21 protein-coding genes are annotated in these 21,587 nt (G+C 60.9%); 16 read left to right on the plus strand and 5 right to left on the minus strand.

The window, feature by feature from the left end; all coding sequences use genetic code 11:
- From ACFPLB_RS01695 to ACFPLB_RS01730, 8 genes are all read left to right on the plus strand, one after another.
- Window positions 1-495: hypothetical protein (locus ACFPLB_RS01695; RefSeq protein WP_378227519.1), on the plus strand; the 495-nt coding region annotated here is incomplete at its 5' end.
- Window positions 492-2,270, plus strand: coding sequence for a PcfJ domain-containing protein (locus ACFPLB_RS01700; RefSeq protein ID WP_378227520.1), 1,779 nt, complete (start codon window positions 492-494; stop codon window positions 2,268-2,270). The genes ACFPLB_RS01695 and ACFPLB_RS01700, both read left to right, overlap by 4 nt.
- Window positions 2,271-2,321: 51 nt before the next feature.
- The gene (locus ACFPLB_RS01705; protein ID WP_378227521.1) at window positions 2,322-3,029 is read left to right on the plus strand and encodes a DUF6915 family protein; all 708 of its coding nucleotides are present in this window, start codon (window positions 2,322-2,324) and stop codon (window positions 3,027-3,029) included.
- Window positions 3,016-3,309, plus strand: coding sequence for a DUF5983 family protein (locus ACFPLB_RS01710; RefSeq protein ID WP_239801950.1), 294 nt, complete (start codon window positions 3,016-3,018; stop codon window positions 3,307-3,309). The genes ACFPLB_RS01705 and ACFPLB_RS01710 overlap by 14 nt, the downstream gene beginning before the upstream one ends.
- Before the next feature lie 235 nt (window positions 3,310-3,544).
- The gene (locus ACFPLB_RS01715; protein WP_378227523.1) at window positions 3,545-4,150 is read left to right on the plus strand and encodes a DUF1419 domain-containing protein; all 606 of its coding nucleotides are present in this window, start codon (window positions 3,545-3,547) and stop codon (window positions 4,148-4,150) included.
- 10 nt (window positions 4,151-4,160) lie between these two features.
- A complete protein-coding gene (locus ACFPLB_RS01720; protein ID WP_378227525.1) occupies window positions 4,161-4,559 on the plus strand; it encodes a DUF3085 domain-containing protein in 399 nt (132 codons plus the stop codon).
- 82 nt (window positions 4,560-4,641) lie between these two features.
- Complete coding sequence (locus ACFPLB_RS01725) at window positions 4,642-9,741, plus strand: helicase-related protein (RefSeq protein ID WP_378227526.1); 5,100 nt, start codon at window positions 4,642-4,644, stop codon at window positions 9,739-9,741.
- A gap of 75 nt (window positions 9,742-9,816) precedes the next feature.
- On the plus strand, window positions 9,817-10,473 hold the full coding sequence (locus ACFPLB_RS01730) for an NAD(P)H-binding protein (protein WP_378227528.1): 657 nt from the start codon (window positions 9,817-9,819) through the stop codon (window positions 10,471-10,473).
- A 79-nt stretch (window positions 10,474-10,552) separates the two neighbouring features.
- Here ACFPLB_RS01730 and ACFPLB_RS01735 read toward each other — a convergent pair whose 3' ends face one another.
- Window positions 10,553-10,876, minus strand: a complete 324-nt coding sequence (locus tag ACFPLB_RS01735) for a helix-turn-helix domain-containing protein (RefSeq protein WP_035031743.1) — start codon at window positions 10,874-10,876, stop codon at window positions 10,553-10,555.
- A complete protein-coding gene (locus ACFPLB_RS01740) occupies window positions 10,848-11,240 on the minus strand; it encodes a type II toxin-antitoxin system RelE/ParE family toxin (protein WP_035031757.1) in 393 nt (130 codons plus the stop codon). The genes ACFPLB_RS01735 and ACFPLB_RS01740 overlap by 29 nt, the downstream gene beginning before the upstream one ends.
- A gap of 287 nt (window positions 11,241-11,527) precedes the next feature.
- On the opposite strand from ACFPLB_RS01740, the gene ACFPLB_RS01745 reads away from it, so the two are divergent.
- A complete protein-coding gene (locus ACFPLB_RS01745) occupies window positions 11,528-12,643 on the plus strand; it encodes an NAD(P)-dependent alcohol dehydrogenase (protein WP_378227529.1) in 1,116 nt (371 codons plus the stop codon).
- A gap of 122 nt (window positions 12,644-12,765) precedes the next feature.
- On the opposite strand, the gene ACFPLB_RS01750 is transcribed toward ACFPLB_RS01745, so the two are convergent.
- Together ACFPLB_RS01750 and ACFPLB_RS01755 are read right to left on the minus strand one after the other, a co-directional pair.
- Window positions 12,766-13,695, minus strand: a complete 930-nt coding sequence (locus ACFPLB_RS01750; RefSeq protein WP_378227530.1) for a GNAT family N-acetyltransferase — start codon at window positions 13,693-13,695, stop codon at window positions 12,766-12,768.
- Window positions 13,696-13,770: 75 nt separating this feature from the next.
- A complete protein-coding gene (locus ACFPLB_RS01755) occupies window positions 13,771-13,938 on the minus strand; it encodes a BrnT family toxin (protein ID WP_340040326.1) in 168 nt (55 codons plus the stop codon).
- Window positions 13,939-14,275: 337 nt separating this feature from the next.
- Here ACFPLB_RS01755 and ACFPLB_RS01760 point away from each other — a divergent pair, with 337 nt between their 5' ends.
- The 7 genes from ACFPLB_RS01760 to ACFPLB_RS01790 all read left to right on the plus strand — a co-directional run bounded on the left by ACFPLB_RS01760 (window position 14,276) and on the right by ACFPLB_RS01790 (window position 20,444).
- Entirely contained in the window at window positions 14,276-15,979 is a 1,704-nt protein-coding gene (locus tag ACFPLB_RS01760; RefSeq protein ID WP_378227531.1) for a ParB N-terminal domain-containing protein, read from the plus strand.
- Between the two features lie 93 nt (window positions 15,980-16,072).
- Window positions 16,073-16,546, plus strand: a complete 474-nt coding sequence (locus ACFPLB_RS01765; protein WP_378227532.1) for a hypothetical protein — start codon at window positions 16,073-16,075, stop codon at window positions 16,544-16,546.
- Complete coding sequence (locus ACFPLB_RS01770; RefSeq protein ID WP_378227533.1) at window positions 16,543-17,427, plus strand: DUF7007 domain-containing protein; 885 nt, start codon at window positions 16,543-16,545, stop codon at window positions 17,425-17,427. Before ACFPLB_RS01765 ends, ACFPLB_RS01770 begins: the two co-directional genes overlap by 4 nt.
- On the plus strand, window positions 17,427-17,756 hold the full coding sequence (locus ACFPLB_RS01775; RefSeq protein WP_378227534.1) for a hypothetical protein: 330 nt from the start codon (window positions 17,427-17,429) through the stop codon (window positions 17,754-17,756). Before ACFPLB_RS01770 ends, ACFPLB_RS01775 begins: the two co-directional genes overlap by 1 nt.
- Window positions 17,757-17,786: 30 nt before the next feature.
- The gene (locus ACFPLB_RS01780; protein WP_378227535.1) at window positions 17,787-18,185 is read left to right on the plus strand and encodes a hypothetical protein; all 399 of its coding nucleotides are present in this window, start codon (window positions 17,787-17,789) and stop codon (window positions 18,183-18,185) included.
- Window positions 18,186-18,878: 693 nt separating this feature from the next.
- A complete protein-coding gene (locus tag ACFPLB_RS01785; protein ID WP_378227536.1) occupies window positions 18,879-19,181 on the plus strand; it encodes a DUF7673 family protein in 303 nt (100 codons plus the stop codon).
- Window positions 19,182-19,856: 675 nt separating this feature from the next.
- Entirely contained in the window at window positions 19,857-20,444 is a 588-nt protein-coding gene (locus ACFPLB_RS01790) for a hypothetical protein (RefSeq protein WP_378227537.1), read from the plus strand.
- Between the two features lie 231 nt (window positions 20,445-20,675).
- On the opposite strand, the gene ACFPLB_RS01795 is transcribed toward ACFPLB_RS01790, so the two are convergent.
- Window positions 20,676-21,446 (minus strand): type 1 glutamine amidotransferase, encoded by a 771-nt coding sequence (locus tag ACFPLB_RS01795; protein WP_378227538.1) that lies wholly within the window; start codon window positions 21,444-21,446, stop codon window positions 20,676-20,678.
- Between the last annotated feature and the right edge of the window lie 141 nt (window positions 21,447-21,587).

The raw sequence follows: 21,587 nt of genomic DNA on the forward strand, positions 1-21,587 counted from the left end.
CCGCCCGAAGGTGTGTTCAACGCCTTAGGGAAGGACAAGACAATGGAAATGGCGGAGAGGCTGGGTGCGATCCTGCGCGCCCTTCAGATCACCGAGATCGAATATTCGCTCAGTGGTGGTGGCGATTCTGGTGAAACGACACTTGAACGCGTCACCTACAGTGACGACCCGCTGGCGCATGATCTGCCGGACATACCCATCTTCATCAGCGACCGCGGCGAAATCCGGCACTTGCCGGAACTGCTTGAAAACATCGTCGCCGATGCGCCCGAGGGCGACTGGGTCAATAATGAGGGCGGATACGGCACCGTCTATGTCCGTCCTTTCGAGAACGAGGAAGAGCTGACCATCGAGTGCGATATGTCCTATCGCGAAGACGGTGATTATGGCGATGACGACGAAGACGAGTTTGTCGATGATGATCCGATCGACGATGAGGACGATGGTCCGCTCGCACTCGCGATTGAGGTTCTGGTCGGGGAGGTTGCGCCATGAGCACCCGATCCTGGTCCCAGTTGAAGACCATCGCCAGCAGCCAGATCGTCGCTGCCTGTCCCTGGATCAGGGAATGCCCGGCCCAACTTTCGGCCTTTGCCACTATCGTGGCGCTGGCAGAGGTCAGGATGACGGTCCGCGCCATCGAGGGGCGTCTGGATGCCGATGTCCGCACAACACCATCAGTAAAAAAAGATCCGCTCGCCGCCGAGCTGGTCCAAATGATCGCAGACAATGCAACGAGTCATGCATCTTCCGCACGGCCCGAAAGCAGTCCCGCCTTCGGTGACTGGGCTGAAGATCACGGGTTTTCGGATATGGGCGTTGCGCTCCTGTCGAGCAACGCCAACTGGCAGGATCTGACGGCGGCCGCCGGGATCATTGCAACGGCGATCAAGGCCCTTTCGGAACGCGCCCGTACGCTCGCCCAGACCCACATGGGCACCATACTGGCGCGCGATCTGCCCGATGGCGTTTTCCTGCGTCATGGTCTCAACGCGGTCGCCGCCTGGCTGCTGGCTCCGGAAACGAGCGGCCGGGAGGAGCGTGCCGTAGTGCTCACGCGCCGTCGGCAGGCGATGTCCGTTTACGGCGCGTTGTCCGGCGCTCTGCGCGAGGAGGACGTCACCGGCATTATCGACGCCGGGCTTCCTCTTGCCGCCGTTCTCATGGAACGCCATGGTTTGAACGCCGCCGAATTGCGCTCCTTGCGCAACGGGCGCCACCTTCGCCACTCGATCGAGAATCCGACCGATTTTCATGTCGCCATCGAGGAACTCAAGACCCATGAAACGCCGCTTCATGAATGGCCGGGCGGAGGAAGGCCTGACGAAGCCGATGCATGGACAGGCTCGCCCTGGGTGAAAGAACCCCGCCAGCATGTCGTGAGGCCCGATTATTTCGGGTTCTACAAGGATGGCATAACCGACGCCATCAACGCCATGCGCGAAGACTTGCTTCGGCCGATGGTCGCCGAGCGCATCCGCCTCGGAGGTTTCGCGCCATCCCGCCAGATGGTCTCCTTCGCCAGGAGCATCGAGATCGACGTCAGAAAAGGTGGCGGGCTGGTGCGCCAGCGAATGATCGCTGCGCTGCGGCATGCGATCATCGGACCGCGCAAGCCGAAAGCATTCCAGGAAGCTGTCGGCCTGTGGCATCGCCGCGTCGCGACGCTCTCGGCCCTGCGCCATGAACACACGGCCGAGCGGCCGGGCTGGCCGGAATTGTGCGCGCCCTGGCGCTCTGCCTGCGGCAGCCATGAACTCGTTGTCCTGTCGTCGGCGGCGGATCTGGTCGAAGAGGGTCGTTTGCTCGACCACTGCGTCGGTGGCTATTACGCAATCTGCCGTCGCGGAGATACGCAAATCCTGTCATTGCGGGAAAACGGCAAGCGGATAGCGACGCTGGAACTGACGCTCGGCCCAGACCTCGGCGTATTGGCGCTCGCGGTCGGCCAGTTCAAGGCCTACCGCAATTCGACGCCGCCGGCCCATCTTCATGATCCGCTGCGTGCTTTTCTGCGGGATGTGCGCAATGGCGACCATCCGGTCAATGCCGCCCGCCTCGCCCACTATCGCAAGAAGATGCGTGACGTCTGGGACGGGACCTGGAACAGCGAGGCGCTGTCGCTCGATCACGCCCGGAAAGCCTTTCCGTTCTATCTGCCGCTTCTCCCACGCGGGACACCGGCGGATTTCGACGCTTGGTGCGCGGCATCAGAATTGCCGGCGGCCTTCGATGCGACGCTCGCTCATCTCGACACCTCGTCCCGCTGATCGCGTCACAACCACTTCCATTCCAATCATCACCATGAAGGAGAGCATGTCATGCATCCCTATGATCACGCGCGTTCGTCAGCCCGCATCCATGGCGGCGTCTGGCAGGACTATTTCGAACTGCACAGCTGGTTCGACGCCAGCAAGTCGCTTTTGTGTAGGTTTACCCATCGTGCGCTACGCCATCACCTCGAAGGCGTCGCCGAGGCGACAGCACATTTCGGGGCCGATATCCGCAATTCCGATGCCGTCGACGTCGACACCATGACGCTTGGTGTCCAGCACCTGGAAGAAGACTGTCCACGCATTATTTCCGCGTGTGACTGGCTCGTCGGCTTCGACGCGCCTGACTGGCTGCCTGCCTCGCTGCCGGACGCGGAAGATCTGGCCCAGGCGAGCGTCATGCGTTTTGGTGGTGAGGCTGAAGATTTCCTGCCGCTCCATCGCTGGTTCCTGGCGACAGCGCCCTGGAGTGAAGACACGGCGCATCTGATGTTTCGCCATCACGCTTTCGGTGTTTTCGAGGCGGAGGCGAGGTTCGGACCCGTCATCCACCATGGCGCCGGGTGGATGACCCCGACGCGTATGGTCGCCGAACGCCATGTTCAGGAAGTCCTTGGACGCGTTCCGCCGGCGACGGAGTTCCTGCGCCGGATCAAGGGCGAGCGCTGGATGCTGCAGGCGACCTCGCCGCGCAAGCTCGGGCTCGATGCCCCGATCACCCTAGACGTCATGGAGAAGACCCATGTCGTCGCTTGATGTTCGCCGGTTCATCGTCATCTCCACCGGCCATGTCACCGAGGCGACGGCAAAGCTTCTCGATGGTGTCCCGGTCGACCAATGGCCGTGCCTTGGTGGCCGATACGGCGATTATGGCTGGTTCGTCTATGCCCATGACGAGAATTGCGGAACCGGCAAGGACCGGATTCCGGATGATCTGTACGCCGTCATGATCTGGGCTCGAAAGAAGCGCTGCGATTATGTCCTGCTGGACTGCGACGGCGACCAGATCGATGCACTGCCCCACCATGACTGGTAGCGCCTGCCGGCACTGCGGAGGGAAAAGAAGAAGGAGTGGAAGAAAGAACTGGGATGAAATCGGCTGCCGCATGCCGCCAGCCGCGTCAAGGGTGAAGCTGCGCCCGGCTTGCGCCGGCCCTTGACCCGGCCGGACGGAGAGGCGGCCGTGGAAAGGGGTCAGAAGGGCTGAAAGTGATGGGCATCCACGAGGCTGCGCCGCTCTCCGGCTCGACGAGGCCAGAAGGAGCCCGCCAATGACCCCCGCTTCTCCAATCCGCAAGATCTATCAGGGCGTCGCCGACCGCCGGCAAATGTTTCGCATGTTCGATCGCCATGCCCAGCGACCCAATCGCTGGGAGAACGACGATAGCGCCCTGTTCTGTGGTGAATGGTTCGAGATCGCCAAGGTGGAGCATGATTACATGTTCAACGTCTTGCCGCCGCTGTTCATGCGGAACGGGATGTTCGCTATGCGCGAGTTTCTCACGGACCGCATTACCAGCGTCTTTTACGAGCTGAATATTGACGGTCACATTCGGTACTTCCACGCCTATTGTGACCTCGCCGAGAGGGGATCAGCCGACCGCATGCGCGCGGCAATCGCCGAACGGGAATCCCGACCGGTGCGCGCCATGATCCGCGAGGAACGGATCGAGCATATCTGGTCCAGCACCCATGATGAATATCGCGGCTATGCCGGCGAGCGCTGGCCTCAGGAACATCGCGGAAAGCGCACGGTGCTTTATTGGGGCGGCCGGCGCGGGACCGTGCTGAAGCTGCTCGAAGCCCTTACCGACGAGGAAATCGCGGCCAAACTGCCTGTGCATCTGCGGCATCTTCCTCCGGCCGTTGCAGCGTGAGGAGGGGGCGATGTTCACCTTTCCCAATCTCGCCGTCCGCAAGGTCATCGCGCGCGGCGTTGAAGACGCCGCCGCCAATGGCGGCTTCCGCAATCCCTATTACGGCACCCGTCCCGGCGAGGGCGAAAAGCCCGGCTTGTGGCTGGTTGGCGATGAGGGGGTCTATTTGATGTCGAATGGAAAACTTGCCGCGGGCGAGCGTCCTCTCTTGGTTTACTCCGACGAGTGCCACCCGCTGGGAAATCCCGACTGGTACGACTACAAGCGCCGCCATTTTGGCGGTGACGACAGTGTCGAATTCATAGACGCTGCGGATTTGATCCCGCGCTTCGACCGGAATTTCGGCTGCACGCATCTGTTTGTGCAGCTCACGGAACGCCAGCTCGCGCTATCCCTGATCACCCGCTGACCCTTTTCAACCCGCGAGCCTTGCACGCGGCCGCCAATGGCGTCCGTGCGCTTGTGCTCGCCCGGAATCCAGGAATTTCATCATGTCGCATGATCCTTTCACCATCGATCTTTTCGGCAACACAGCCCTTTCGTCCGGTCTCGGTCTCGGCGTCACAGGCTTTGGGAGCAGTCTCACACCCGAAGATGACGATGATCCCGATCCGGCTTCGCCAACGCCTGTCGCTCTGGCGATGCCGGAGGATCGCAAAGCCGGATCGCCGGGCCGCGTCGCGCGAGGCGAAAACTACTATCTCGCCGACAGCCGTGGTCTTGCACAGGGCTGGAAGGAAAGGGCGCGGGACAATATCGTCGCGATTCGGCTTGCCGCCGAGATCGAAGTCGAAGAACGTCCCGCTACGGGCGAGGAGCAGGAAAACCTGATCCGCTTCACCGGCTTCGGCGCCTCCGATCTGGCCAACGGCGTCTTCCGCCGGCCTGGCGAGATCGAGTTCCGCAAGGGCTGGGACGAGATCGGTACGGCGCTGGAGGATGCGGTCGAAGAGGCCGACTACGCCTCGCTTGCGCGTTGTACCCAGTATGCGCATTTTACGCCGGAGTTCATCGTAAAGGCGATCTGGGCAGGGCTCCAGCGCCTCGGCTGGCGGGGCGGACGTGTGCTGGAGCCCGGCATAGGCACCGGGCTGTTTCCGGCGCTCATCCCGGAAGGCCTGCGTGCAGTGTCCCACGTCACCGGCGTCGAGCTCGATCCTGTCACTGCACGCATCGCCCGCCTGTTGCAGCCGCGTGCCCGTATCGTCACTGGAGACTTCGCCCGGACCGACCTGCCGGCAACCTTCGACCTCGCCATCGGCAATCCGCCATTCTCGGATCGCACCGTTCGATCAGATCGCGCCTATCGATCGCTCGGGCTCAGGCTCCATGATTATTTCATTGCGCGGTCGATCGATCTGCTGAAGCCGGGCGCCCTGGCTGCCTTCGTCACCAGTTCCCGGACGTTGGACAAGGCCGACTGCACGGCGCGCGAGCATATCGCGAAGTCGGCCGACCTCATCGCCGCGATCCGTCTGCCCGAAGGCAGCTTCCGGTCGGAGGCCGGCACCGACGTGGTCGTCGACATCCTGTTCTTCCGCAAGCGCAAGGCAGGCGAGCCGGAGGGAGATCAGACCTGGCTCGACACCGACGAAATCCGGCCCACGACGGAAGATGAAGGCGCGATCCGCATCAACCGCTGGTTCGCGCGCCGTCCCGATTTCGTGCTCGGGGAACATGCTCTGACTTCGGGACCTTTCGGTGAAACTTACACATGCCTGCCGCGCAAGGATGTAGATCTCGAAACTGCCCTGACCGCTGCCGTCACTCTCCTTCCGGAAGCCTTCTACGACGGTGAGCCGACCGGGATCGATTTGGAACTTGAGGATGCCGTTGACAATATCCCTGTCGATCTTCCGATCTACGCTCATGTCCGCGAAGGCAGCTTCTTCTTCGACAATTCTCGCGGGCTGATGCAGCTCATTGATGGCGAGCCTGTTGCGGTCACGGTGCGGAAGGGGAGGAGTGGCGATGGTGTTCCGGAGAAACATGTCCGCATCATCCGCAAACTGATCCCGATCCGCGATGCGGTGCGCGAAGTCCTGAAAGCGCAGGAACTGGATCGGCCGTGGAGGGATAGCCAGGTCAGGCTGCGCATCGCATGGTCCAGCTTCGTTCGCGACTTCGGCCCGATCAACCACACCAGGGTTTCGATCACGGAATCTCCGGACGGCGAGACGCACGAGAACCACCGGCGTCCCAACCTTCAGCCATTCCTTGATGATCCTGATTGTTGGCTGGTCGCCTCAATCGAAGACTATGATCTGGAGACCGATACGGCCAAACCCGGTCCGATCTTCACCGAACGCGTAATCTCGCCACCGGCCGCGCCGATCATCACCAGCGCCGCCGACGCGCTCGCGGTCGTTCTCAACGAACACGGCTACGTCGATACCGATCATATCGCTGAGTTACTGCATCGCGATCCGGACGATGTCGTCGCAGAACTGGGCAGCGCCATTTACCAGAACCCCGCCGATGGTACATGGCAGATGGCTGACGCCTATCTGTCTGGCCATGTCCGTGACAAGCTGAAGCTGGCGGAAGCCGCTGCTGCGCTCGATCCCGCCTATGAGCGCAATGTCGCAGCACTCATCGCCGTGCAGCCCGCCGATCTTCGCCCTTCCGATATCACCGCGCGTCTCGGTGCGCCGTGGATTCCTGCCGCCGATGTCGTTGCTTTCGTCAAGGAGATGATGAATGCGGATATCAGGATCCACCATATGCCGGAACTGGCGTCGTGGACTGTCGAAGCGCGGCAACTCGGCTATCTTGCCGTTGGTACGTCTGAATGGGGAACAGACCGTCGCCATGCCGGCGAATTGCTGGCGGACGCCTTGAACAGCCGTGTGCCGCAGATCTTCGACACGGTGAAGGATGGCGACAGTGAGAAACGCGTTCTCAATGTCGTTGATACCGAGGCAGCCAAGGAGAAGCTTCACAAGATCAAGACCGCCTTCCAGAACTGGATCTGGTCGGATCCAGATCGTACCGATCGCTTGGCGCGGGTCTATAATGACCGCTTCAACAACATCGCCCCGCGAAAGTTCGACGGATCGCATCTCCAACTCCCAGGCGCCTCCGGCGCCTTTGTTCTTTATGGCCACCAGAAACGCGGCATCTGGCGCATCATCTCGGATGGCGCGACCTATCTCGCCCATGCCGTCGGAGCCGGCAAGACGATGACGATGGCAGCCGCGATCATGGAACAGCGCCGATTGGGCCTGATCTCCAAGGCAATGCTCACGGTTCCCGGGCACTGCCTGGCACAGGTCGCGCGTGAGTTTCTGGCGCTTTATCCAAACGCCCGCATCCTGGTCGCCGATGAGACGAACTTTACCAAGGACAAGCGCGTCCGGTTCCTGTCCCGGGCGGCGACGGGGACCTGGGACGCCATCATCATCACCCATTCAGCCTTCCGCTTCATCGGCGTTCCCTCCACCTTCGAACAACAGATGATCCATGATGAGCTGGAGCTCTACGAAAGCCTGTTTTTGAAGGTCGAGGACGAGGACCGTGTTTCGCGCAAGCGTCTCGAGCGGTTGAAAGAGGGTTTGCAGGAACGGCTGGAGGCGCTCTCGACCCGAAAGGACGATCTGCTGACAATAGCCGAGATCGGTGTCGACCAGATCATCGTCGACGAGGCGCAGGAGTTTCGCAAACTTTCCTTTGCCACCAATATGTCGACGCTCAAAGGTGTCGATCCCAACGGGTCGCAGCGGGCATGGGATCTCTACGTCAAATCCCGCTTTATCGACACGAAGAACCCGGGCAGGGCGCTCGTGCTGGCTTCCGGGACGCCGATCACCAACACGCTTGGCGAAATGTTTACCGTGCAGCGGCTCATGGATCATGCCGCCCTGATGGAGCGCGGCCTGCACGAGTTCGACGCCTGGGCGTCGACCTTCGGTGATACGACCACCGAACTGGAGCTTCAGCCGTCCGGTAAATATAAGCCGGTTTCGCGTTTCGCCAGCTTCGTCAACGTGCCCGAGCTGATTGCGATGTTCCGGTCTTTCGCGGATGTCGTGATGCCTGCGGATCTGCGTGAATATGTGAAGGTGCCGATGATCGCGACCGGCAAGCGCCAGATCATCACCTCGAAACCCACGCAAGCGTTCAAACACTACCAAATGGTACTGGATGCGCGCATCAAGGCGATCGAGGAACGCGACCGGCCGCCCGAACCCGGTGACGATATCCTGCTCTCCGTCATCACCGATGGACGTCATGCAGCGATCGATCTGCGTCTGGTCGATGCCGATAACGACAACGAGTCCGATAACAAGCTCAACAATCTCATCGCGAATGCCTTGCGTATCTGGCGCGAGACCAGCGGAAATGCGTACCGCCGGCCGGACGGCAAGCCGTTTGAGCTGACCGGCGCCGCACAGATGATCTTTTCCGATCTCGGCACGATCAATGTCGAGAAGACGCGCGGCTTCTCGGCCTATCGCTGGATTCGCGACGAACTGATCCGGCTCGGCGTGCCCGCGTCCGAAATCGCCTTCATGCAGGATTACAGGAAGTCGGAGGCCAAGCAGCGGCTGTTCGGTGACGTCCGCGCCGGCAAAGTCCGCTTCCTGATAGGATCGTCGGAAACCATGGGCACTGGCGTCAATGCCCAGCTTCGCCTGAAGACGCTGCATCACCTCGATGTGCCCTGGCTGCCGTCACAGATCGAGCAGCGTGAGGGCCGCATTGTCCGGCAGGGCAACCAGCATGACGAAGTTGACATCTTCGCCTATGCCACCGAGGGCTCGCTTGACGCCACCATGTGGCAAAACAACGAGCGCAAGGCCCGGTTCATCGCGGCCGCACTTTCCGGCGACACCTCGATCCGCCGGCTGGAGGATATGGGCGAAGGGGCCGCAAGCCAGTTTGCCATGGCCAAGGCCATCGCATCCGGCGATCAACGCCTGATGCAAAAGGCGGGGCTCGAAGCCGATATTGCCCGGCTGGAGCGCCTGCGGGCCGCCCATATCGATGATCAACATGCCGTTCGCAGGCAGCTTCGCGACGCCGAGCGCGACATGGAATATTCCACGACGCGGATGGCCGAGGTCGGTCAGGATATCGAGCGCTTGGCTCCAACAGCCGGGAATGCGTTCGCCATGAATGTGATGGGCAAAGCCTATCGGGGGCGCAAGGAAGCGGGCAGGGCGCTCATGAAGGAGATCATGACCCTCGTTCAGCTACAGCACAACAGCGATTGCATCATCGCTTCGATCGGCGGCTTCGAGCTTGAGTATTCCGGGGAACGCTTCGGCAAGGACGGTTACCGCTATTCCACGGCGCTGCTGCGGACCGACGCGGAACACGAGATTGAGCTTGCGATGACCGTCACGCCGCTCGGCGCGATTTCCCGTCTTGAACATGCGCTCGATGGTTTCGAAGGCGAGCGGGAGCGCTATCGCCAACGCCTTGCCGATGCACGTCGCAGGATGACCTCTTACCAGTCGCGTGGCGAAGGCGGGGATTTCGCCTTTGCTGGAGAATTGGCGGAAAAGCGCCGGCAACTTGCCGAGGTTGAGGAAGCTCTGGCGACGGATATCGATGGCGGGAGCAACCCGGCCGCAATCGCAGCCTGATCGGATATGCTATCTATCCCTCATGAGAAGGGTTCGGCATTGGTCGGTCCATACAGAAATCCAGGGGAAGCGACCATGAAGATATTCTTAATCGGAGCGACAGGCGGTGTCGGTCACCGCCTGCTGCCCATGCTGCACGCGAAGGGCCATGAGGTCGTCGGCCTGCATCGTAAACCCGAACAATTGGCGGAAATCGCCAGGGCAGGCGGCATTCCGGTACTGGGTGACATCATCGATATGACGGTCGATGATCTTGTTGTCGCCGCCAAAGGCTGCGATGTGATCGTTTTTTCAGCGGGAGCCGCCGGAAGTGGCCTTGACCGCACGACGGCGATCGATGGTGATGGGCCGATCAAAACGATCGCGGCTGCAAACAAGTTTGGGATTTCACGCTTTTATCTCGTGTCCGCTTTCCCCGAGGCCGGCCGCCGGCGTGACCGAAATGACCGCTTCGAGCACTACATGGCTGAAAAGAAACGCGCCGATGTCGCGGTCGCCGCCTCCGATCTCGACTGGGTCATTCTGCGTCCGGGCACGCTGCTCCATGCGGATGGAAGCGGCGAGGTCACGCTCGGTCTGGCCGTCCCCTATGGTGATGTCGCCCGTGGCAACGTCGCTAGAGTTCTTGCAGAACTGATCGAGCGCCCGCAAGTCCGACGGGAAGTTCTGGAACTGACTGATGGAGCAACACCTGCTGGCGAAGCGGTCGCCCGGTTGGAGCGCAATAACTGAAACAACGCTATTGCAGCGTCGAGACAGAGCCGGATCATCCAAAGCGCTGCCTCCCGAAGAGCGCGCATCACCCTGAAGTTCAGGCGAGGATTTTCAGGCCGTGTTTCTGGACGACAGTCAGCAGCTTCAGAGCCATGCCGCTTGGCCGCTTGGCTCCGGTTTCCCATTTCTCAATCGTGCTCTCGCTCGTGTTGAGATAACGGGCAAATACCGGTTGGCTGACATTATTGGCTTCGCGAAGCTGCTTGATCTCAGCTGGCTCGATTGCATCCGGCATGTCGAGATGGCGCTCGTCGAAGGTGCGCATGGTTGTCTTGTCGAGAGCGCCAACCTTGTGCAGCATGGCTGCGGACGAATGGATCGCCTCGGAAAGATCACTTTTGAATCTGGTTTTCGTCGCCATGACATATCTCCGTTAGATCTTTGGCCTTCAGAAGCTGCGCGATCTGCTCTTCTTCCAATGTCGCATAGCTCCTGGCCAGGGTGCGGAAATCCTCCAGTTCATCGTCTTCGATATTGGCCCGATCCTTCTTCGCAAACAAATATGCGTATATCCAATAGCGCCCACCTTTTGCGAGAATGATGCTTCGGTGCATGTTCCTGTTCAGGCGCTTCTTGAAAACACCGCCACCCAGATCGTCGGCCTGGCCCTTCATGATTTCCCGAAACGCCTCGCACAGTTCGCTATCCTTGATGCGCGCCTTGCGTGCCGCCCTGGTGAACCATGCGGTCTTGAAGGCCCGCGCGGTTTCCGCAGCTTCGGTCATGTCAAATATATAGCACTGGGTGCTATCCTTATCAAGCTGCCGGTGTGAAGGGGTTGGTGGGACTCTGGCAGGTTCATCGCGTCACAGACGTCAAAGTGTGATTCCTGCCGTTGCAATGTTTTTCCAGAAGAAAAAGAAGGAAATGAAATACCTGCTTGCAGGTCGGGCATACCCTCGTCGGCCACTTTCGCCGTGTGGGCAGGTTGGGCAGATGAAGGATCGATGGCGCCACTGTGGTGCCTCCAGGCGGATAGTGTAACATGCCGATAGCAGCCATGGAGGACAGCATGAAGATCAAGGCTTTGGTCGTGGAGCAGAAGGACGGCCCCTTCATTCTACAGGAACTCGATCTGGAAGAGCCCGGCCGCGGCGAGGCTTTGGTGCGAATCGTCGCCTGCGGCGTCTGCCATACCGATGCAATCACACGGGCCGGCGACATGCCAATGCCTTTCCCGAGCGTACTTGGCCATGAAGGCGCAGGTGTGGTCGAGCAGGTGGGTCCTGGAGTCACAGAAGTTGTGCCGGGCGACAAGGTCATCATTGGGTGGCCGTCATGCGGAACCTGCCGCAACTGTCTGGACGGAGAGCCGCGCTATTGTCTCAGGACCGGTCAGGCGCTGGTGTCGGGGCGCAGGTTCAAGGGGGAACAGGCTGGCACCACCGCTTATTCCCGCAAGGGCAAACCGATCAACGGCCATTTCTTCGGCCAGTCGTCCTTTGCCACCCATTCAATCGTGTCGGCTGATGCTCTGGTGAAGGCTCCGGCCGAGGTGCCTCTCGAATTACTCGGACCTTTGGCCTGTGGCCTGGGGACCGGTGCAGGAGCGGTCCTGAACGAGGCGAGGCCCAGGTTGGGGGATTCAGTGCTGATCGTTGGTGTGGGCGCCGTGGGTCTGGCGGCGATCATGGCGGCGCGGAACTCAGGCGTGACGCGGATCATTGCTGCTGACGTTCACGACAGCCGCCTTGAACTGGCGAAAGAATTTGGCGCCACCCACGTTGTGAACTCGGCAAAGAAGGATCTGATTGCAGAGGTGCGCGCTATAACTGGCAGCACCGTCGACTTCGCCTTCGACTGCACTGGTGTGATCCAGGTGATCGAGCAACTCGCCGAAACCGTAGGGATGCTGGGTCATCTGGTGCTGGTTGGCGGGGCTCCCGCCAATGCACGGTTCTCGCTCGACCATCTCTCCACGCTCTGGGGCAAACGCGTCAGCGGTGTACTGGGCGGCGGCGGCCGGTCCGGTCAACTGATACCTGCGCTGGTTGACCTGTTCGAACAGGGGCGCTTTCCCTTCGACCGCTTGGTGAAATTCTACGACATGGACCAGATCGAGGAGGCTCTTGAAGATTCGAGAACGGGTGCGGTGGTCAAGCCGATATTGCGCATGCCGACGGCGTGAGCCCAGCCAGCTTGGGTGGGAAGATCGGTGGCAGATGTCGAACCTGAACGTGTTCTTCACGACGTATTTTTGTGTCCGGGCGTTCCGGAGCGCTTGCCCTGTCTCTCCTGCCAGACGATCGGTCAGGAGATATGAGTGCCGGAGGAGGGTCTACCTTCAGTTGGGTGGGGCTTCTTTCCGCTTGGTCCATTTCCTGTTCCACTAATCAGGATCGAGGTGACGGAAACAGGGTCGCTGGCCGGAAAAGTATCTTCCAGACCCTCTTGCAACTGTTCCTCCAACACCGACGGGTCTTCCGACCGCCCGGCGATAGGCCTTTTCCTCGACATCTCCTGCTCCCTATTCTTGACGAGGCCTTTAGTGAATCTCCTTGAAGGCCACCTCTGTGCTCCCAAGGCAGAACCAGACGCCTCATACGGCGCTTCGGCGCGCGGCGGACGGACCATGAACCAGTTTTGCACTCCAAGGATGGCCTGGCGCTTGACCACCTCGAAGCCGAGTGTCCCGTAAAATGCGACGTTAATGGCTAGGTCGGTCTCAAGGTACGCCGGAGCCGAGCGCTCGTCGATCCGCGCGCAGCAATGCGACATCAAACGCCGCCCGAGACCTTGCCTGCGCTGTGTCGGCACCACCGCCAGCGGGCCGATGTGCCAATGGGGCTCGTCGGGGTCGTTGCGCGCCCATGCAGTCAGCCAGCGCCCGATGCGCGCCGCGTTGGCAGGTGGGTTGCTTGCGATAACCACGCCGGCGAAGCTCAATTTTTCCACAAGGCCTGGACGGCAGCGGCTGGGCTCCATCATCCCCAGGACGCCAACCAGTTCCTCGTCCACGTATGCGCCAAGAAGCCACCCATTCGCCAGTACGTAGGCTGTTAATTGGCCAAGGAAGCGCTTCAGCCGTCGATGTCTTCGAACCGGGTCGTCGCCGAACGCGGCCACGTGCAACGGATTGTCCAGCATGCCGTTGGCCAACACAGTCGTCGCTCGCTCCAGTTGTTTCGGAGCCAGGATTCTGATTTCGCAATGCGAAGCGTCAACAGCGCTGGTCATCATATGCTCACCGTCGCGTTTACATTCGGGGTGGCCGGACTTGGATGAGCACCGATACCGAAGGTCATCTATAATATGCTAGGCCGATTTCGCCACGTCTCCTTTGTCGGTGCGCCCGAGAGCATGGATGCGCGGCTCGCTGGCGCTGTGCTTTGTGTCCAAAACTGTCAGCAGCGGCTTGTTGAAAAACACCTGTTCGGCTTCTGCCTGGCTGACATCGTGCTTTTCTACGCCTTTTGCGCGCATTGCCCGCGGCCCAGCCGAAGCCGACAATCCGTTTCCAATCGGTCATGCTTGTATATTGCTGTCATATATAGAGATTTGAAGTGAAAAGGAGGACGAGGGAGGAAAGGAAAATCCAGCTCGCAGATCGGGCGGGCCGCTGACGCTAGCGCTCAATCGCCGCCATCGCGATCCCGGCCCGTCGTCCTGCGCAGGGCTTTAAGCCCCGCTCGGCCAGCCGGACAGGGATGCTCGTCCGCAATTGCACCGGCCCGTCCGCTCCGCGGGCCGGGGGATGTCTTCGGGAAGAAGACGAAAAAGGACCGGCGTGAGGCCGTGATCCCTGAACAGGAGCATTCCCATGGAACTGAAGTTTGTCGATCCGCGTGCACTGAAGGAAAATCCCGACAAGGCGCGGCGTTCAAAGTCGAACCCGCAGGCTGACGCGCTGCTTCTGGCGACGATCCGCGCCGTCGGCATTGTGCAGCCGCCAGTTGTTTCGGCAGAGGCGGATGGCGGCAACGGCTTTGTCATCGATGCCGGTCATCGCCGCGTCAAGCAGGCCGTCGCCGCAGGGCTGGAAGAGATCGCGGTGCTGGTGATCGAACGTGCCGATGATGGCGGCGCGATGCGCTCGCTGGTGACGACCCTTGCGCATGAGCAACTGAATCCTGTCGATCTGTGGCGTGCGATCGAACGGCTGATTGCCGCCGACTGGACCGAAGAGGCGATCGCTATCGCTCTGGCTCTTCCGGTACGCCAGATCCGGAAACTGCGGCTTCTGGCCAATGTACTGCCGGCCATGCTCGATCATATGGCCAAGGGCGACATGCCCAACGAGGGACAACTGCGCACCATCGCATCGGCCGCTCTCGATGAGCAAAGGCAAGTGTGGAAGAAACACAAGCCGTCAAAGGCTGATCCTCAGGTGTCGTGGTGGAGCGTCGCCCAGGGGCTTCAGAAGACGCGCATGTATGCCCGCGATGCGAGCTTCGGTGATGATCTGGCGCAGGCTTACGGCATTGCCTGGGTCGAGGATTTGTTCGCTCCAGCCGATGAGGACAGCCGCTACACGATAGATGTCGAGGCGTTTCTCGGCGCCCAGCAGGAATGGATGACGCAGAACCTGCCCAAGCGGGGATCAATCGTCGAGGCCGGCCAATGGGGCGAGCCGAAACTGCCGCCCAAGGCGGAACGCGTTTACGGCAAGGCGACCAGATCCGACCACACCGCCATGTATCTCGACCGTGACGGCAAGGTGCAGTCGGTGGCCTACCGTATGCCCGAGGCGAAGAAGCCCAAGGGTGGCAATGGCGCGCAGCCGACTGGTGATGACGATGCACCGATCGTCAACACCCGGCCGGATGTCACGCGCAAGGGCATGGAGATGATTGGCGACCTGCGCACCGACGCCTTGCACGAGGCGCTGTCGCGCGCCCCGATCGAGGACGACACGCTGATGGCGCTGCTGGTTCTGGCTTTTGCCGGCCAGAACGTCTCGGTCGCCTCCGGAACACGCGACGTCTCCTATTATGGCGCTGCGGGTCTGGGAGAACACGCCGCGCGCCTGTTCGACCAGGACGGCAAGCTCGAGTTCGACATGGAGACGCTGCGTGCCGCCGTGAGGTCCCTGCTGATCGACGTCCTGTCTTGCCGCGAAAACCGATCGGCCAGCGGCGTCATCGCCCGTGTCGCCGGCAATGTCATCGGTGCTGACAACTATCTGCCGAATATGGGCACGGACGAATTCCTGTCGTGCCTGTCGCGTCCGGCGCTTGAAGCCTCATGCAAGGACACTTCGGTCCTGCCGCGCCAGCGGGTGAAGGACACGCGCGCAGCTCTCGTCGAGCATTTCAGGCAAGAACGTTTCGTTCATCAGGCGGCGCTGTTTGCACCCGATCCCGAAAAGCTCTCAGCCTGGCTGAGGAAGAACGAGGTTTCAGAAGAGCCCGAGGATGAGAGTGGGTCCGAGCCCGTCACGCTCGACGGAGATGCCGCCGAGGGCCAGGCACAGGGCCGCGACGCCAGTGACTACGATGAAGGCTTCCGCGAAGCCGCCGAATAGCAGTCCCTCGCTTCATCTTTCCGATCGCAATCCCGCCGCCGGCTCACCACCGGCGGCGATTTCGTTTCCAGCTTCACAAATATGGAGGACATCATGTCCGCACATCTCGTTTTCCAAGCGCCCATCGGATCCATCATCGCCTGGTCTGACGGCATGCCGCGACCGCCCGAACGCCATCGCAAAAAGCTTTCGGCGTGGAAGAGCAACAACAGCAGTGGCCGTCTTATCCGCAAGCAGGAGCACCGCGCTGTCGGCGATACCTCCCTGCCGGGGGATTTTACGCTACACGAAGCCGATCATGGCGCGGGTGGCGTCATCGCCATCCGCGTCCATCGCACTTTTTCGACTGACTCGACGCTGCGCTTCTCCGTCCTCGAACGTCCTGCACTCGGTTCGGTGCGGGTGTTCAACCGGGAAGGCGACGGCGCGGAGCTTGTCTATCTCGCGGCTCATCGCGCCGATGCGGAAGAATGGCTGTCGCGCCACGGCTATCCTCGCGCCGTGCTGGACGAAGTCACAGCCGACGAACTCGCGGGCGATGTCGTCGAGGGGAGGTCAGTGGCATGAACACTCTTTCCTGTGGCATCCGTGACAACGAGACCCCCGGCTTTCCGGGGGTTTCATTTGGCCGCAGCGCCGACGGCATGCCGGTCGCATTGGTTGGTGACACAGCCTTCGCCATGGTCCCGGGCCGCGAAGGGAAATGTTACCTCGCCACCGGCTGGCGCATCAGCTGTCCGATCCCGGAATGGACGCGATCAGATTTTTATGGCCATTCGGGTGAACTTGTCGATGAGACGGCATTCCGCGCGAAGGTCATGGAGAACGCCGAACACCAGCGGGAAAAACGCGCCCTCGCTCGACAGGATATTCGTTCGTCCGCCAATACTCCATGGGGACCCTCGCAGGGAGCCACCGTCTATGCCGAGGGCGTGACCGCGCACTCGACGGCCGGGCATGGCGGCTTCAAGCTATCGGCAGAGCGAAACCGCAAGGTCCATCCGATGTTGCGGTCTCCTGGTGGCTGGTACGAGGAAGATGCCGAATGGGCGATCGTTGCGCTGACGTTTCCGCATCTGTTCACTGGTTTCGAGCGCCGTCACGCCGAGCGCACCATCAAGGATTCATGGCCCGATGCCTGGGAGGCGATCACCGGTAGTATTCTTGTCCCCGGCGAATCCCGCACGAAGGATCAGCGTGCCTTCGAGGCCGAGCATGCTGCCGACTGGATCGTGAGATCTGCCATCACGTCCGATCAGTCGAAAGGCTTCGTCGAGGTGGTCGCAACAATCGGCGGCAGGCGCGGGGAGGGGGCTGAGGAACAGCGTTTCCTCGTTCCGTCCATCGAATACGATATTGGGCAGTTTGGTTTCGTCATCGATCCCGATCGTCACGCTGTCTACGACGGCCCGTCGAGTTTCATCGGCTGGCAAAGGAGGGCGTCCTGATGGCTTGCCCTGCCAAACTGCAACGGCGGCTGTTGTGCATGCAAGAAGCTCGCCGTCAGACCCGGCACCAGCTCGACATGATCGAGCGCCAGATCTGGCGGCGCATGGCTCAGCTGATCCCCACTATCGGTCGCAAGCATTCCGGTTATCGGCGTGGAAAAGCCCCTGAACCCACCGGGTTCCTTGAGCGCTATCGCTCGACCCTGGCCGCACTCACCGCCGAACGCCAGCCCGAAATCGATGCCCTGTCGCGCAAGCTCGCGCGGCAGGACCGCGCCATCGCGATGCTGATCGCAGGGCGGGATCCGATCTGGTCACTGGCGGCCTGATTTCCAGGCATCATTATCAAAGGAGGCGCGATGCCGCTCTATACGATCGAAACCACCTATCGTTTTCCCCATTTTCGTCAGCGGACCTTTGAGGCTTCAACCCCTGAGGCGGTATGTCGTCTGGCCCTCGAAGATGAGGATTGGGACGGCGACGGCTGCGACTATGAGACCATCGGTGAGACCTATATCACCGGCATTTGGCTGAGCCCCGCGGCCAATTCCGGTCCGGCAATCCTCGTGCCGAATTGCTTCGACGAAACCGTACAGCGCAAGGCCGATATATTCGGTGAGCTGCTTGCGCTTCTCCAGGAACGGGCTCGGCCACAGGGTCTGTCTCGTGATGAGTTCGAAGACTGGTTGCCACGGGCACTGGCCGCGATCGCGCGTGCCGATGCCGTGCTTTCCGCTCGGCGGGGAGAAATGCAATGAGCAAACCGGGAGATCTTTCCGCAGGCTGCTACGTCGCCACCTCGACGGTGGACAGCGCACGGCGGAATCTCTTTTACATGGCCCCTGGCAAAGAGCGGCACATCGGGACCCTCGTCGGAGGCTCGCGGACCCGTATCGCGCAGTTCGACGTCGACTGCGAACGCATCGTACTCGCGCTTACGAGGCGACCATCTCGTCTGTCGAGGGAGTCGGTGAAGATGGCGATGGGGAGGAAAAGCCGTGAAACGCGCGGCACGACCCGGCCTTCGTCATCCGCTTGTCGAACATTGGGATGATGAGCGAGATATCGGCAACGGCATCATCATAACGCTTCGTCCGGGCCATTTTATCTACGACGATTGTGGCGTCATGGGCTTCGATACAGTTGCCGAAGCTCGCGATGCTCTTCGAAGTTACGCGGCGAGAGCAGACTACAGCAGCCGACCGATGAGGTGCCGCTGCCATCGATGCGACCAAACCGGACCCGGACTATCCCGTCACACGTATATCCTGTCCCAACCAACGTCACCAGCCGGACGCTGGTGCGGGCACCGCACGAACGATCTTCATGTCGATCGCGACGCGCCACACTCACTGCCGGTGTCCTTGAGATGTGTAAGGGTTCGAAGGCGAGTAAACCGTGCAATCGGTTCGCTGTTGAGCTAGTTTGATCGAAATCCTTGAGGAGCGGACGTGGACGAGCCGACCTGGGCCGCTTTGCAGCGACTCCTGACCCTGGCCAAGAGCGACACCCACCAGGCTCGCCGGGTGGCCAATTTCATTTTGGCATGGTGGAACGCGGAGAGCCTGGGCGGGTTCGATATCACCGACCTGTTCGCCGTTGATCCCAGGATCGCCACCGACATGACAACGGTCTTTTCCTGGCTCGCGCGCCAAAGCAACGCGACCTACCCGACCGAACATCGTGCCGAGATCGAGGCGATTATCGCCCAGTGGCGTCCCGAAGTCTGGGCCCGGTCAAGCCAGCCGGCCTGATACCGTCAGGCTCGGCGCTTGCGCACGAATTCGGTAGGCAGGATCAGCATTGTTGGCTGCCAGCTCCTTCAAGCTCCCCATATCGCACGCCTGTTGCCGGAAGCGCCCCGATATGAACACCTCCAAGCGGAGGATATTGCGACCTCTGTGGCGCGCCTCCATTCCCGGTTGCATTGTCGCAGATGCAGTCGCCATGGCATTACTCATGGCCGCGCGGCGCTGTCGCCAGTGTGATTTTTGTCAATAATCCAGGCAAACGGCGCACGTAACGCTGCTCAGAACGGGTCCGTTCGAGCTTATGTTCCGGTCGCGGGCTTGGGTTGAGCGGTTCGGGGCGCGCTGACAGTCACCGGCCGATCCTTCTCTTTCACTCGACGATCCAGACGTTCTCTGCCGGGTCATCCCCTCGGGTTGTGCTGCGGTCCTAAACCGGCGGACGTGGGCTTCAAGGCCGCGTTCCGCGCCGCGTGGCGGCCGGAGATCGCCGGTCTCGACAAGGCAGGCCCGCGTCCCGCGCGAGGGCTGATGCCCTGCTTGACCGCAAACCTGCCTTGCTCGCCCCTGGTGCTCCCGGACCCTGAAGCCCCGTCTGTCGCCGGCTTTTCCTGACCGCACCCGAAGGGAAGACCGGCAAGGGCCGGTCGGAGCCTTCGGAACTGAAGGAAGGACCATCCCATGACCAAGACCTCTCGCACTCCCCGGAAATCCGCCAGCGCAACCGTCAATCGCAAGGGCACGACGCTCGAAATGATCCGGCTCTGCTGCCCGGACGCATCCCTGGCCACCCAGATTGCCGAAACTTTCGGCCTGGCCATTCTCGACAGCGATGGCATACGCGACCTTCATCAGCGACTGATCGTCGAGACTGCTGAAGCGATGAGCGAAGGCGTCGGTGAGCGGGCGATGCAAATTCACCTCCAGCGCATTGTCGGTTCCTATGTCGGGTCGGCCCATGGCGCCGGCCAGTTCTACAGCCGGGCGGTCAGCGAAGCGCGTGACGCCACGGCCAAATCCGCCAACGACATGCGCGACGAGGACCTCGAAGGTCCCGCCGGTTTCGACAGCGCCGCGCAGCGCAAGCGTGAGTTCGCCGCCGATATGTGCCTTCAGTCGCACGTGCTGCGCATGGCGGCGGAGGGCGCGGTCGCCGCTTACGAGCATGTCGTCGGCGAGCGCTGGAAGCCCTTTGAGCGGGCCATCGAGAACCCCGGCCAGACCGTCGATCGCAAGGCTGCCGAAATGCAGATGGCTGCGTTCGGCTGAAGCCGGCATTGGAGCGGGGATCTACCCCGCTCCTTCTTCACGCTCTTCGAAGTCGATGGTTGTCAAAGGCCAACAACGGAAGTTAGCGCATCAACGCGGCTCTGATCGCACTATTTCACGTTGTAGCGCAGCCACACGCTGCCATCCGTCAGTTTCTACGTGTCGATCAGTTCGAATCCGACGGGGTCGACCGCGTTGTATTTCGGGTTGCCGTCGAACAGGGAAGTGGGTTCAGTCGACCCATCTGCCACAGGCGTCATGACGATGCTGGCCTCGTCGATGAGCCCCTGTTTCAGCTGCTCTCAGAAACCGCACCATCCCTTTAACCAATGCCAAATTATCATTCGGAGCATCTAACCCCGCGACAGCGCGGTTCACCACGTCATCGGGCAAGGGATTGCCGCGTCGCAACTCAGCAAAAAGTTTAGCGATCGACTTGTTGAATTCTGGATGGCCTTGAACTGACAATCCAACCCCATTGCCATACAGCAACCCCGCATAAGGCGTGAAGGAAGATCGTAGCAGCACTTGGCTATCCGCAGGGGGCGCGGTGACTTGGTCCTGATGGCTGACTGGCACAGCAATGCTGCTGATTCCATCGGGGAACAGATGCTCGCCCCCGGTTAGCTCATACCGATGGAGGCCGATGCCCCAGCCACCTGGCGATCTGCCGACCGTGCCGCCAAGGACATGAGCCATCAACTGATGGCCGAAACATATGCCAACCATTTTTTTCTTCGCGTTGAAAGCATCGGCTACAAACGTGCAAAGACGATCGATCCATGGAGTGCGATCATGGACGCCAAAAACTGAGCCAGTAATAGCAATTGCGTCCAAATCACGCGGCTCGGGTAAAAGTTCTCCATCTATCACGCGAATTTCCCGCCACCGGATATCCGGATCAATGGCATTGATCGAATCCTGAAACCAGCTCGGAAACCGGCCATGCTGTTCCCTTAGCTGCCTGGGTGCCTCCCCCACGTGCAATATCGCTATTTCCATTACTACCGTCTCACGTTGACAGGTTGTCTAATACCTAGCAGCAACGATAGGGCTCGGTCGCTAGAGCCGAAGTGAACAGTCTGTTGTGCAACCAACCTCCAATGAAGTTGATGTCCGGCGCAGCCTGATTTTCGGCCATTC

Source organism: Aquamicrobium segne, from assembly GCF_042656785.1.
GTDB classification, from domain to species: domain Bacteria; phylum Pseudomonadota; class Alphaproteobacteria; order Rhizobiales; family Rhizobiaceae; genus Mesorhizobium; species Mesorhizobium segne.